This is a genomic window from Myxococcus sp. CA023 (assembly GCF_010998615.1).
Lineage (GTDB): Bacteria > Myxococcota > Myxococcia > Myxococcales > Myxococcaceae > Myxococcus.
In genome coordinates this window covers 41,203-54,094 of sequence record NZ_JAAEAH010000048.1, presented here as the reverse complement: position 1 = coordinate 54,094, position 12,892 = coordinate 41,203, and the positions used below count along the sequence as shown (strand labels likewise).

The 12,892-nt window shown below is 70.1% G+C and carries 9 protein-coding genes; 3 read left to right on the top strand and 6 right to left on the bottom strand.

The features are described from left to right. Positions 1-18 precede the first annotated feature (18 nt). Positions 19-1,428 carry a serine/threonine-protein kinase gene (locus tag F8M74_RS21535; protein WP_141253821.1) on the top strand — a complete coding sequence of 470 codons (1,410 nt, stop codon included), beginning with the start codon at positions 19-21 and terminating at the stop codon, positions 1,426-1,428. A gap of 13 nt (positions 1,429-1,441) precedes the next feature. Here F8M74_RS21535 and F8M74_RS21530 read toward each other — a convergent pair whose 3' ends face one another. From F8M74_RS21530 to F8M74_RS21505, 6 genes are all read right to left on the bottom strand, one after another. Continuing rightward, positions 1,442-3,502, bottom strand: coding sequence for a neutral/alkaline ceramidase (locus tag F8M74_RS21530; protein WP_141253820.1), 2,061 nt, complete (start codon positions 3,500-3,502; stop codon positions 1,442-1,444). 144 nt (positions 3,503-3,646) lie between these two features. Beyond that, positions 3,647-5,818, bottom strand: a complete 2,172-nt coding sequence (locus F8M74_RS21525; RefSeq protein WP_141253819.1) for an ATP-binding protein — start codon at positions 5,816-5,818, stop codon at positions 3,647-3,649. 161 nt (positions 5,819-5,979) lie between these two features. Next, positions 5,980-6,639 (bottom strand): acyltransferase, encoded by a 660-nt coding sequence (locus F8M74_RS21520; protein WP_141253818.1) that lies wholly within the window; start codon positions 6,637-6,639, stop codon positions 5,980-5,982. Positions 6,640-6,651: 12 nt separating this feature from the next. Beyond that, positions 6,652-8,412 carry a histone deacetylase gene (locus tag F8M74_RS21515; RefSeq protein ID WP_141253817.1) on the bottom strand — a complete coding sequence of 587 codons (1,761 nt, stop codon included), beginning with the start codon at positions 8,410-8,412 and terminating at the stop codon, positions 6,652-6,654. A gap of 130 nt (positions 8,413-8,542) precedes the next feature. Further along, positions 8,543-9,247, bottom strand: coding sequence for a phosphatase PAP2 family protein (locus F8M74_RS21510; RefSeq protein WP_141253816.1), 705 nt, complete (start codon positions 9,245-9,247; stop codon positions 8,543-8,545). Positions 9,248-9,328: 81 nt separating this feature from the next. Then, entirely contained in the window at positions 9,329-9,568 is a 240-nt protein-coding gene (locus F8M74_RS21505; RefSeq protein WP_020478281.1) for a hypothetical protein, read from the bottom strand. 142 nt (positions 9,569-9,710) lie between these two features. Here F8M74_RS21505 and F8M74_RS21500 point away from each other — a divergent pair, with 142 nt between their 5' ends. Together F8M74_RS21500 and F8M74_RS21495 are read left to right on the top strand one after the other, a co-directional pair. Beyond that, positions 9,711-11,126 (top strand): NAD-dependent succinate-semialdehyde dehydrogenase, encoded by a 1,416-nt coding sequence (locus tag F8M74_RS21500; protein WP_141253815.1) that lies wholly within the window; start codon positions 9,711-9,713, stop codon positions 11,124-11,126. A gap of 43 nt (positions 11,127-11,169) precedes the next feature. Further along, positions 11,170-12,849 carry a mechanosensitive ion channel family protein gene (locus tag F8M74_RS21495; protein ID WP_228559880.1) on the top strand — a complete coding sequence of 560 codons (1,680 nt, stop codon included), beginning with the start codon at positions 11,170-11,172 and terminating at the stop codon, positions 12,847-12,849. Positions 12,850-12,892: the final 43 nt, after the last annotated feature.

Here is a 12,892-nt window from a genome sequence, read left to right as displayed (position 1 = left end):
TGTCTGCTTCAGGGAACCATGCACTGCGAGCTCTGTCTGACCGAGCATCCCTACGATGTGGCGTGTGGCGGCGAGCCCTGGACGCAGGTGTACCTGTCCACGGGTGACGCGGAAGCCCCTCCCGCGGACCTCACGGGCCAGACGTTGGGAAGTTACCGGCTGGTCCGCCGGCTGGGCGCGGGAGGGATGGGCACCGTCTACCTGGGCGAGCAGACGCGCATTGGCGCACGGGTGGCGGTGAAGGTGCTGCACCCCCACCTGGGCCGGGACGAAAGCCTGCGCGCGCGCTTCTACGCGGAGGCACGCACGGTCAACGTGGTGGGCCATCCGAACATCGTCCACATCTTCGACATCAACGAGGCGCCCGGCGGCATCCACTACTTCGTCATGGAGTACCTGGAAGGCGTTCCCATGTCGCACCTGCCCCGGCCCATGGTGCCCGCGGCGTTGGTGTCGCTGCTGGCGCAGGCGTGTGACGCGCTGGACGCGGCGCACCGGTGCGGCGTGGTGCACCGGGACTTGAAGCCGGACAACCTCTTCGTGGTGCGGCACGCGGGCGAGCCGCCGTCGCTGCGCGTGCTGGACTTCGGCGTGGCCAAGGCGCGCCGTCCCCACCCGGGTGAGGATGAAACAGCGGCGGGCATCGTCCTGGGCACGCCGGCGTACATGGCGCCCGAGCAGTCCGCGGGACAGCCGGTGGACGGACGCGCGGACATCTACGCGCTGGCGGTGACGGCCTATTACCTGTCCACGGGGCAGCTTCCCTTCGAGCGGGGGCAGATGGTGGAGCTGGCGCTGGGCACGGGCCCGGTGGGCGCGCCGCCGCCGCACCTGCTGGTGCCCGGGGTGCCGCCCGCATTGTCGGAGGTGCTGCTGCGCGCGCTGTCGCGCCGGTGCGAGGACCGCTACGCCACCGCGCTGGAGTTCAAGGAGGCCCTGCTGCTGGCCGCCGCCCAGCCGCTGGCGGACGCCCTGTCACCGCAGACGCCGCCGCCACGCAGCCACACGCCGGTGCCGTCCCTGGCGTGGCTGGACACGGAGGGCCCGGCGACGGAGCCCAACGCGCTCACCCCACCCCTGACGTGGGTAGCGCGGGTGCGGCGCCGCTCCGGCGCGGGCGACGTGGAGGTGCTGTGCACGGAGCTGAGCCGGGGCGGGCTCTTCATGTGCTGCGCGGACCCCTTCCCGCGCCTGTTCAACCGGCTGGAGTTCACCCTGCTGCTGGCCGGCGAACTGGTGGAGTGCGCGGGCGAGGTGGTGCGCCACGTGGACGCCGCCCAGGCGCAAACATGGGGCATGTTGTCCACGGGCGTGGGCGTGCAGTTCATCAACCCATCCGCCCGGCTGTGCGAGCTCATCCGCCGCGTGCAGCCCCACCGGCTGACCACGCCCACGTCCACGTTGATGCGCGCGGAGGTGGTGCTCTGACGCTGGCCGCGCGTCACTTCACCGTGAAGGTCCGTGAGGCACCGGAGTAGGGCCGCACGTTGCCGTCCCAGCCTGACTTCCAGTTGCCTTCGTGGACGAGTCGGTACGTGCCCGGCACCGTGTCGTCGGGGATGCCCCACGACACGGTGACGTGGGAGCACGCCAACGTGGGCACGCAGTTCTCGCGCCGCCACTGGTAGCGCGTGGCCGGGTCCGCGTCGGTGGCCACGTCCGTCCAGGTGCCGTCCGGCTCGCGCCGCTGCACGCGCAGGAAGGTACCCTCCAGGCGCAGGTCATTCTTGGGATGCCCCCCCCAGAAGATGGCGCTCGCCGTGTCGCCGCGCGAGTACGTGGGCCGCGCGTCGGTGACGACCTCGCCGAAGTCCACCCACAAGAGCTTGTCGTCGAACACCACGCCGGGTTGCAGGCTGAGCTGCTCCTTGCGCAAGTCCCTGGGCGTGGGCCCGGGAGGCACACCGGCGCCGTCCCGCAGCGATGTGGCCAGCAGGTGGAAGTTCTGCTGGAGGGCCGCGAGCGTCCACGGGCCGAAGTGCGTGGAAGCACCTTCGTAGTCCTGGCGCGCGTACTCTTCGCGGGTGGCCACGTAGCCCGAATAGGCATTGGACAGGCCCGCGATGACGACGTCCGTCACACCCGCGGGCGCCAGCGCTGTCTCCACGGTGTCGCGCAGGCGGCGTCCGGCCATGGTCGTCAGCTCGAAGGGCACCGCCACCAGCGCCAGGTTGCCGATGGTGACCAGTTGCAGGGGCAGCACCTCCGGCGTCCACGGGAAGGGCCGCATGCTGCCCATCTCCAGGACGATGGGCTTCTCCGCCTGACACGGCGTGGTGGCGAGCGAGCAACTGAACTGCCCCCAGGCATCCTGGCCGGCGCCGCAGGTGACGCCCTCCACGCCGACGCCCGGCCCATCCTCCGCCCCTGCCAGCATGGACACGCCGATGGCGGCCGGGCAGGTGGTTTGCGGCGCGCCATCCGCGAAGGCTGGCGCCACGTCCACCGCATCCATCTTCACGTAGACGTGTCGGTAGTCCACGCCGCCCGTGAGCGGTGTTTTCGCCTTCGCCCACAGCTTCGCGGCGAAGTCGTACTGCTTGCGGCCGGAGAGGTCCGTGTCCTCGAAGTCATTGGCACCGCCGCCGTGGGCGCCTCCCAGGATGTTGGGCGTCACGTCGCCCTCGTTCGCGTTGGCGAAGGCGGCGACGAACGTGTCCCCAGCCCCCTGCGCCTGCTCGGCGAGGTACGAGGCCAGGCCCTTGTTGTCGCCACTGATGAGCGTGTTGCCGTTGCCCATGGACGTGGCGTGCACCGCGAACCAGTTGATGAGCCCCATGTCGGTGCCATCCGCGCGGGTGAAGCGCAGCAGCGTCATCCGCGTGTCCACGTCGTGCGCGTAGCGGGCGCGCTCCTCGGCCGGGTTGAGCAGGTAGGCGTTGGGGGAGCGGTTGCGGCTGGCGCCGAACAACTCCCCCGACGACAGGCGCAGCGTGCCCTCGGCGAGCCGCTCATGCGCCCGGACGATGGAGGAGACGATGCCGGAGACGATGGCCTCGAAGTTCTGCGGCGAGAAGCCCAGCGTGGTGAGGTTGTAGAGGGTGTAGTGCGAATAGCCCCCGGGCCCGGAGTGGGTGTGGGTGGCGCTCAGCAGCACGTTGTCGTCGGTGTACAGGTCGCCATAACGCGCGCGCAGCCGCTCCACGACCTGCTGCTTCACCGCCTGGAACACCATGCCCAGGTCCGCGCTGACGAAGGCCACCCGCTTGCCGTTGCAGGGCGAGGCGATGACGAACGCGCGCGAGCGCAGCCGCTGGTGGATGCCGGTGGTCTGCTGCTCCAGCATGCCGTAGCCCATCATCCCCACCTCGGCGGCGGGGCCGGTGATGTCGGCGCTGCCCGCGCCCAGCAGGAAGTCCCGCGCGTCCTCGCACGCACCCGTCAGGCCGGACGCGGAGGACTCCGGATGAGGGGAGGTCCGCCAGGGCTGGCTGGCCGCCTGGGCGCCCGTCGCGAGCACGAGCGAAAGCGCCAGCAGATGCCGGACGAAGTGGGTGCGCATGGCCTGCCTCCAAGGCGCCAGGGGACATCCCCTGGGGTGGAAGTGGATAACGCTTCAGGGCGGGCGCGCAGTACCGGAAGAACGAGCCGTCGAGAGGGCTACAGTCCGCGCGAGGGCCGGAGGTGACACCGGCCGTCTCAGCGCTCACGCGCCCGGCCGGTTCGCCGGGGCCTTGGGCGGCGCGGCGCTGAGCGCCACGCGGAAGGTGGTGCCGGCCCCCACCGACGACTCCACGGAGATGTGGCCGCCCAGCGCCGTCACAATCGTGTCACAGATGGACAGCCCCAGGCCGGTGCCCAGACCGGAGGACTTGGTGGTGAAGAAGGGGTCGAAGATGCGGCGCAGGTGCTCCGGGGGGATGCCCTGGCCCGTGTCGCTCACCACCACCATCACCCGGCCGCCCACCTCCGCGCGGGTGGTGAGGCGGATTTCGTTCGCCTCCGAATCGCCCTCTTCGATGGCGTGCGCGGCGTTGATGAGGAGGTTGAGGAACACCTGGAACAGCTTGCCCTCGTTGCCACGGACGAGCGGCACCTCTCCGTAGTCCTTCACCAGCCGGGCGCGGGCGCGCACCACGCTGGCGGCCATCTGCGTCACGGATTCGAGCACCGCGTGGACGTCCACCGACTCTTCCTTGCCGTCCTCCACGCGGGAGAAGACGCGCAACTGGCGGACAATCTGGCGCATGCGCTCGGCGCCCTCGCGGGCGTCGTCGAGCACCTGCCGCAGCTCCACCATGTCCTCCGGGGAGAGCATCCGTGGACGCACGCCGCCCACGGCGCTGTGGAGGAAGTCCAGGTTGGACAGCACGTAGGCCAGGGGGTTGTTCAGCTCGTGGGCGATGCCGGCGGCCAGAAGGCCCATGGAGGCCATGCGGTCGGTCAGCATGAGCTGCGCCTGGGTGCGCTTGCGCTCGGTGAAGTCGCGCGCCACGGTGATGCGCGCGGGCGAGCCGTCCAGCACCACGGCCAGCGTCACCAGGTCCGCCACCACCACCTCGCCGTCGCTGCGCACCAGCGGCATCTCCACCACGCGCGCCGCGCTCTTGCCCTCCAGCGCCTGGCTCAAGTGGAGCTGCGCGGCCCCCCGGTCCTCGGGGCGGACCAGGTCCAGCATGTGGCGGCCCACCAACTCCGAGGCGTCGCGGAAGCCCAGGTACTGCACCAGCGCCGGATTGACGGAGAGCAGCACGCCGTCGCCCACGTGCACCAGCACCGGGTCCGGGAAGGCCTCGATGAGCAGGTGGACGCCGGCCTCGGTGCGCCGCAGCGTCGTCTCCGTGCGCATGCGCAGCGCGTTGGCCGTGCGCTGCTCCAGCGCCAGGGACAGCGCGCCCGCCGCACCCGACAGCAGGTTCACCTCGATGGGGCCCCAGGACTCGGGTTCGCGGCAGTTGTCGAAGCCGATGACGCCGAAGAGCTGCCCGTGGACGTGCATGGGCAGCAGCAGCACGGAGCGGACGCCCTGCGCCTCCAGCATGGGCGCCAGCAGCTCCGAGAAGTCGCGCGGCTGGCCCTGCACCGGCTCGCCGCGCTGCAGCTGTTCGGACTGGTGGGGCCGCAGGGCCTCATCGAAGGGCAGGCCGTGCATGTTGGGGTCCTCCAGGTTGGGAGGAACCCCGGGCTCGCACCACTCCGCGCGCTGCGACGCCAGCAGCGAGCCGTTCTCCGCGAAGTGCATCTCGAAGACGTAGACGCGGCTGGCGGCGGACACGTGGCCCAGCGGCTCGACCACTGCGCTGTACAGGTCGTCCGGCAGCTCGTGCCCCATCATCCGCCGCTGCACCTGCACCATGGCGTCCAGGTAGCGCTCGCGGGTGGTGACGGCCTCCTCCGCGGTGCGCCGCGACGTCACGTCCAGGAGCGTCCCCATCACCTCGCCCGGCACGGTGGCCAGGGCCCGGGCGGACAGCTCCACCCAGCGGACGCCATGGCCGCCGCCCGTGTCCACGCGCACTTCCTGGCGCGAAACGGGGGTGCCTGGCGTGTACGCCAGCAACGCCTGGGCACGCTCGCGGTCCTCCGGGTGGATGGCCTCCAGGAGCGCGCGGCCCCGCCACGCGGACACGGGCGTCCCGGTGAGCCGCTCCCAGGCACCACCCAGCACCGTGAGCCGCCCCTGCGCGTCGAGCTGGAACACCACCTCGTGCAGCAGCTCGGCCAGATGCTGGAAGCGCTCGGACTCCACCTGGCTCCCGGCGTGTGCCGCCTGCGACTTCATGGGAGGGAGCAGCTCACACGCCATGTCGGCGGGAACCGTCCCTGAAGCCTTCCCGGGAGCGTCCATGACCGCCGCGTCCCGTTGCTCGTCTGCCACGTGCTGGCCTCCCTAGCGCCTCATCGGAGAGGGGCCGGAGCCCTGACAGCACCTACGGCTGCCGGGAGCGAATCCAGACCCTGCGGTTCCCCTCCCGTGGCGACGTCGACCCGAAGCATATTGGGTCTCAATAACTGGAAGTCAATGAAGGCGGGAGAAGTTCACGCTCCGTCTTCGGGCTCCCATCCACCCGGAGCACCTGAGCGGGGCCGCTGCCGCCGGTCCCCTACGACGCGGGCCGGCACGCCCGCGACAATGGCCCACTCCGGCACATCCCGGGTGACAACGGCCCCCATGGCCACCACGGCGTGGTCCCCCACGGAGACGCCGTCCGTGATGCCGGCATTGGCCCCCACCCACACGTCCGCGCCGATGACGAGCCCCCGCGAGGTGACGGGTTGCTCGCGCACGGGCCGGTCCGGGGCAATGCCGTGGTCGAAGGCGTAGAGGGTCGCTCCGGTGGCGATGCGGGTGCCCTCGCCGATGCGGATGCCCGCGGCGCCGCCGTCCAGGCTCGCCCGGGCGTTGATGCTCACCCGGGGTCCGAGTGTCACGGGACCGTGGAGGAAGACATCCGCGGCGATGCTGCACCCGGGGCCGATGGAGACGGTGCGTCCGGGCTCGGCGAAGATGCGCGCCTCCGGGGCGATGAAGCACCCCTCCGCGATTTCCACCGTCTCCAGTTCGCGCAGCAGCGCCTGCACCTCGCGCTGCCAGGCATCCGCCCATTCACGGTGGCGGGGCTTGAGGACGAAGTAGAGCCACGGCATCCAGGAGAGCCGGCGCTTGTGCTGCTCACGGCGAAGCGCGTCCAGGTCCACGCCCCTTCCCTATCATGCTCCGGTGGCCAGCCGGGTGGGTTCCCAGGTGAAGCGGCAGCGCTCGCGCTCCCGGGCAATGGCCTCCCCGTCTCCGGCCGCGGGCTCCAAGCGCGACACCATGTCGCTCGCCTCCCATGCGTAGGGCTGACCGTTGAGCAAGACGTGGCCGTCCACCACCGACTGGGAGACCTCCAGGAGGGGCAGCTGCCCCAGGTCGCGCAGCAGCGCCTCGAAGCGCCCCTGCCGCGCCGGGTCGAGGAAACGGAAGCGCGAGCGCGCCAGCACCGCCAGGTGGAACCACATGGGACGGAAGGCCACGCCCGCCAGAACGAGGCGCCGGGCCATCACGAGCAGCATCTCCGCCGCCTCGCGCGCCAGGCCCAGGCCCGGTACGTCCTGGCCGGGGAGCCGCGAGCGCCCCTCTCTGAAGCGGGCGCGCGGGTGGCGCAGGCTGAGCCAGTTGACGAAGAGGAAGGGTTCCCCCGCCAGCACGCGGCGCTCCACGACGCAGTCCACCAGCAGGTGCTCCTGGCCCGCAGCGCAGCCGTGCACCTCCATCCGGTCCCCCTCTCCCACGGAGCCCACCTCCACGCGCAGCCGGCTGTAGCCGAGCCGCTCCACGTAGGAGAGGATTCCGTAGCGGAAGAAGGCGTACTCGAGCGCCTGCGCCGTGTAGTAGCCGAGGATGCGCGGCTGGCGCTGGCCGCCGCTCAGGCCGAGGGAGCCCTCCAGGTCCTCCTGGGTGATGGGCTCGTCCAGCGGCGTCGCGCCCTCGCGCGTCAGTGAGCGGGCGATGCGCTGATACCGCGCGCTCAGCGGGTCGTAGCGCGCCCTGATGCGGCGACGGCCCTGCCCCGCGAGGACGAGCACGGTGCCCGCGAACACCTTCCACGCGTCGCGGTGATAGCCCCCGCCTGGAAGCCAGACGCTGGGGATGCCACGCAGGGCGCGCGCCAGGGCCCGGTCCCTGCGACGGGCGCCGTCCAGGGACAGGCCCACGCGGCCGAAGCGGTCTCCCGCGAGCACGTCGCTGCCCGCGATGACGAAGGCCACGTCCGGCCGGGGCATGCGCTCCAGGAGTCCGTCGAGCAGGGCCAGGTACGTCCTGTCGTCCGTGTCCTCGGGGACGCGCGTCTCATCCACTTCGGGCGACAACGCGCCCCAGTCGCTGCCGGACAGCGAGCCAATCCAGGCCCGCTTCTGTCCCGCCAGACACTCCGCCGTGCCATCCGGCGGGTGGGCATCCAGGTCGAGCACCACGGCCTGTCCGTCGAAGCCATCCGCGTGGAGGGCGGCGAGCGCTATCGCGATATCATTCACCGCGCAGAAACCGCCGCCGCGCGCCGGACCAGCGTGGTGGAAGCCGCCCGCCATGTTCACCACCGGGCCCTTGCGCGCCACCGCGAGCCGCGCCGCGCCCAGCGTGCCGCCGCACACCCGCCGCAGGTTGGACAGCAGCGCGTCCACCGGCACGTCGGCGGGGTCGGTGGCGAAGATGCGCGCCAGCGTCTCCGGCTGGCCGAGCGACTCCAGGTAGGCGGCGTCATGCACGCGCGACAGTTCGGCGAGGCTCACCGGCTGCGGGTGGTGCACGTCCTGGGAACGCAGCGCGCGGGCCTCCAGGAGGTACCAGGTGGTGAAGTCCACGCCGCGCGGCTCGATGCCCGCGGAGGACTCGATGCCGGTGAGGGGCAGCCGGTAGGACTCGTCGTAGAAGGCGGGCACCGGCGCGCCGCCCCAGCTCCATCGCGACAGCCAGTCCCGCAGGCTCATGGGCCTATGTCTCTCACAGCGCCAAATCTGGGACCAGGGTCCAACAGGACGCCCAGGCACCACGACACTGAGGAGCTTCGCGCAGTGAACGGCGCCATGGGGTGGACGGCATGACGCGGCACGCCGCGCGTCACTCCACCGGACGCCGGGCCTCCGCGCGCAGCGCAGGGCTCCGCCGGCGGAGCGTCCGCGCACAGACCGCCATGAGCAGCGCCCACGCCAGTCCGGCCACCCAGCCGCCCAACACGTCCGTGGGGTAATGCACGCCCAGGTAGACGCGCGTCAGACCCACGAGGAACGACAGCAGCAGCGCCACGGAGAGGACGTAGAGCTTGAGTCGCTTGCGCTCGGCGAGCTGAGCCAGGAGTGCGCCCAGCGTGAGGTACACGGTGGCCGACAGCATGGCGTGCCCACTGGGGAAGCTCTGGCTGACCACCTCGGTGAGGTGCGGCACCACGGACGGCCGAGGCCGGGCGAAGAACTGCTTCAGCAAGACATTGAGGCCCGCGCCACCCAGCGTCGCGCCCAGCACGAGCAGCAGCGTCCGGTAGCGCCTCACCAGCAAGAGGAAGCCACACACCGCCATGGTGGCGAGCGTCAGCACGGGAACGCCGCCCAGCGCCGTCACGTCCTCCGCCGCGCGCCGCAGCCACCAGGGCCCGCGAGGCTGCGCCGGGTCCTCGGGATTGCGCAGCGCCAACAGCATGCGTTCATCGAGCTGTTGCGTCTCGCCCTCGGCCACCTCATCCGACAGGGCGATGAAGCTCAGACAGCAGACCAGCAACAGCAACAGCAACCCCAATGGCCGCGTCACCGCCACGTCCCATCCCGACATCCACTGCCAGAGCCTCCGCCACATGGCGGTGACTGTATGCACTCCGGCATCCGGCAGGACGTCTCCCGCGCGGAACGTTGGCTATCCGGGAAGACGGATGCGGTCGCTGCCCGCGCTGCCGAAGGCCGCGCCGAGGACGCAGAAGAAGTGCAGAACGAAGCCCGGGATGAAGAAGAACCAGTAGCCGGCCCCCACCATCAAGAACCACAGGACGGCGCGCAGGAACTGGCCTTTGTAGAGCTGTCCCAGGCCGGGAATGACCAAGGACAGCACCCCGGCGATGAGGAAGTTGAAGCGGCGCTCACGGATGATGTCGGCCATGGCAGTCTCCAGTCCTGACCCCCATATAAAGGAGGGGCCGGGGCCGCGAAAGCCCTGGAGTGAACGGCTGGACGCTCGGGCAACGAGCGGCACGGCCTCCCCGCGCCGGGCTGCTATCACAGGGCCCCAAGGAGGCACTTCCATGGCCATTTCCACCATCGACCCGGCGACCGGCAAGACGCTGCGCACCTTCACGCCCCTCTCCGCCGAGGAACTGGAGGCGAAGCTTCAAACCGCCGCCGACACGTTCCGCGCCTACCGCGAGACGACCTTCGCCGACCGCGTCACCTGGCTGCGGCGCGCGGCCGACCTGCTGGAGGCCGAGGCCGACCGCTACGGCCGCATCATGACGCAGGAGATGGGCAAGCCCTTCGACGCCGCCAAGGCCGAGGCGAAGAAGTGCGCCACGGCCTGCCGCTACTACGTGGACAAGGGCGAATCCCTTCTGCGCGACAGGCTCGTCGACATGGGCACCGGACGCGCCTTCGTGCGCTACCAGCCCCTGGGGCCCGTGCTGGCCATCATGCCGTGGAACTTCCCCTTCTGGCAGGTGGTCCGCTTCGCCGCGCCCGCGCTGATGGCGGGGAACGTGGGCCTGCTCAAGCACGCCCACAACGTGCCCCAGTGCGCACTGGCCCTGGAGGAGCTCTTCCTTCAGGCGGGCTTCCCACGCGGCGCCTTCCAGGCGCTGCTCATCGAGACAGCCGACGTCAATCGCGTCATCGAGGACCGCCGCGTGCGCGCGGTGACGCTTACCGGCAGCGAGGGCGCGGGCCGAGCCGTGGGCGCCGCCGCGGGCAAGGCCATCAAGAAGGTGGTGCTGGAGCTGGGCGGCAGTGACCCGTTCATCGTCATGCCCAGCGCGGACATGGAGAAGGCGGTGGAGACGGCGGTGTCCGCGCGCCTCATCAACAACGGCCAGTCCTGCATCGCCGCCAAGCGCTTCATCGTCGCCGACGCCATCTACCCCGAGTTCGAGCGTCGCTTCGTGGAGCGGATGAAGCGCGTCACGGTGGGCGACCCCATGGATGCGAAGACGGACCTGGGTCCCCTGGCGACGCGCGGCATCCTCGACGGGCTCCATGCCCAGGTGGAGGCGAGCGTGAAGGCCGGCGCGCGGCTGCTCCTGGGCGGCAAGCCCCTCGAGGGTCCGGGGAACTTCTACCCGGCCACCGTCCTGGCCGAGCCCCCGCCCCAAGCCCCCGCCTTCCACGACGAGCTCTTCGGCCCCGTGGCCACGCTGCTGCGCGCGCGTGATGTGGACCACGCCCTGGAGCTGGCCAACGCGACCCCGTTCGGCCTGGGCGCCAGCGTGTGGACGCAAGACGAAGCCGAGCAGCGGCGTTTCATCGACGGCATCGAAGCGGGCATGGTGTTCGTCAACGCGCTGGTGGCGTCGGACGCCCGGCTTCCGTTTGGCGGAGTGAAGCACTCCGGCCACGGGCGCGAGCTGGCGGACGTGGGCATCCACGAGTTCGTCAACATCAAGTCCGTCCGCATCGCGGCGTCGGAGGACACGGCGCAGCAGCCTCCGCCTCGCGCCGCCATCAGCGAGTAGCCTGAGACGCAGTGCGTCCATCGGCATGATATGCACGCATTGCATGGAGATCTTCAGAATCGCGGATACGGTCGAATTGAATAACGCCTGGCTCGTCGGCCTGAGCGTGACATTGATGCTGCTCGCGCTCTGGGCCCTTCTCGTGGGCTCCAGCGCGCTGCTGTACCGGGGCATCCGGCTGGTGGGGCTGAAGGCGCTGGAGCAGGCGGCCGACGCCCTTCGCAAGCGCGCCCGGCTGAGCGCCGCCCTCCTGTCCTTGGTGGTGGTGGTCGCCGGCATCGCGGTGCTGGGCTTCGCCCTGTGGGCGGAGAAGGACCTGGCCCCCCACTTCAATGCCTTGCTTGCGGGGGTGACGGCGGAAGGGCTGGCGGACCTGGGGCGCGGCGCGGGACTGCTGGTGCTGTTGATGGCGGCCTTCCTGGTGCTGGATCGAGCGGCCCGCCAGCTCCTGGTGCGAATCGAACGCAGGTTGAATGAATGGCAACTGCCCCCGGAACACAGGGCACATGCCCAGAAGGCGATGGAGCAGGGGCCCGGCTTCATCAAGCTGGTGCTGGCCTACTTCGTGGTGGGCCTGGCGCTCACCTCGCTGCAACTCCCAACCGTGTTCGACTGGCTCATTGGCACCATCCTCTTCGTGCTGATGTCCATCAGCGGCGGGCGCCTGGCGGTGTCGCTGCTGCACCTGATGTCAGGGCGGCTGGTCGGGACCTGGGCGGCGAAGAACACGGCCACGAAGTACGAGGAGTACTTCATGGCGCTCGGCCGGCTGCTACCGGTGGGGCAGAAGAGCCTGGAGGCCATCGTCTACATCTCGGTGGCGACCCTCATCATCCGCCGGTTCCAGGGCCTGGAGCTCTTTGCTCCGTACGGGCCGGTGCTCATCCGCGTCATCGCCCTGTTCTTCGCCGCCAGCGTCGTCGTGGAGTTCGTCCGGCTGCTCATCGCCCGGGCATTCAAGGTGGACGGCCCCGACCTGGATGATGCGACCCGGCGGCGCAACACCTTCGTCGCCCTCATCCAGAGCACCTCCAAATACCTGGTCTACTTCCTGGTGGGGATGATGGTGCTCAGCGACATTGGCGTGGACCCCACCCCCATCCTCGCGGGCGCCGGCATCGTCGGCCTCACCGTGGGCCTGGGCTCGCAGGCCATCGTTACGGACATGGTCAACGGCGTCTTCCTGCTCTTCGAAGACCAGATATTGAACGGCGACTACATCCGCATCAACGATACAGAGGGCGTGGTGGAGGAGATAACGCCTCGCATCACCCGCATTCGCGACCGCTTCGGGCGCCTTCACATCCTCCGCAATGGCGAGGTCAAGAATGTCATCAACTACAGCCGCGGCTGGACGCTGGCCATTGTGGACATGGCCGTGGCCTACGAAAGCGACCTGAAGAAGGTGATGGATGTGATTCGCCAGGTGTGCGAGCAGGTGCCCATGCTGTCGCAGGGGAAGGTGTCCGAAATCCCCAAGCTTCTGGGTATCGAGAGCATGGACGAGAGCTGGATGACCATGCGCATCGAAGCCAAGGTGCAGCCAGGGACACACTTCGACGTGAAGCGGCTTCTCAACCGGCTGCTGATCGAGGCCTTCACCGCCAATGGCCTGGAATTCCCCTACCCCAAGGGGGTGGAATACGAGGGGGGCCCGTTGCTTCCCGCCACCTCCGAGGCACCGCAGGAGGAGCCCCAGGCGCTCGCGGCCTCACACCGGTAACGATAGAGGTGCCTCCCCAGGATTCGAGTTGCTTCGTCTTCAG

What these genes read in the sequence shown, in the direction of transcription:
- F8M74_RS21535 (WP_141253821.1), top strand. Translation starts at nt 19, where the DNA reads ATGCACTGCGAGCTCTGTCTGACCGAGCATCCCTACGATGTGGCGTGT.
- F8M74_RS21530 (WP_141253820.1), bottom strand. Translation starts at nt 3,502, where the DNA reads ATGCGCACCCACTTCGTCCGGCATCTGCTGGCGCTTTCGCTCGTGCTC.
- F8M74_RS21515 (WP_141253817.1), bottom strand. Translation starts at nt 8,412, where the DNA reads ATGAGCCTGCGGGACTGGCTGTCGCGATGGAGCTGGGGCGGCGCGCCG.
- F8M74_RS21510 (WP_141253816.1), bottom strand. Translation starts at nt 9,247, where the DNA reads ATGTCGGGATGGGACGTGGCGGTGACGCGGCCATTGGGGTTGCTGTTG.
- F8M74_RS21505 (WP_020478281.1), bottom strand. Translation starts at nt 9,568, where the DNA reads ATGGCCGACATCATCCGTGAGCGCCGCTTCAACTTCCTCATCGCCGGG.
- F8M74_RS21500 (WP_141253815.1), top strand. Translation starts at nt 9,711, where the DNA reads ATGGCCATTTCCACCATCGACCCGGCGACCGGCAAGACGCTGCGCACC.
- F8M74_RS21495 (WP_228559880.1), top strand. Translation starts at nt 11,170, where the DNA reads ATGGAGATCTTCAGAATCGCGGATACGGTCGAATTGAATAACGCCTGG.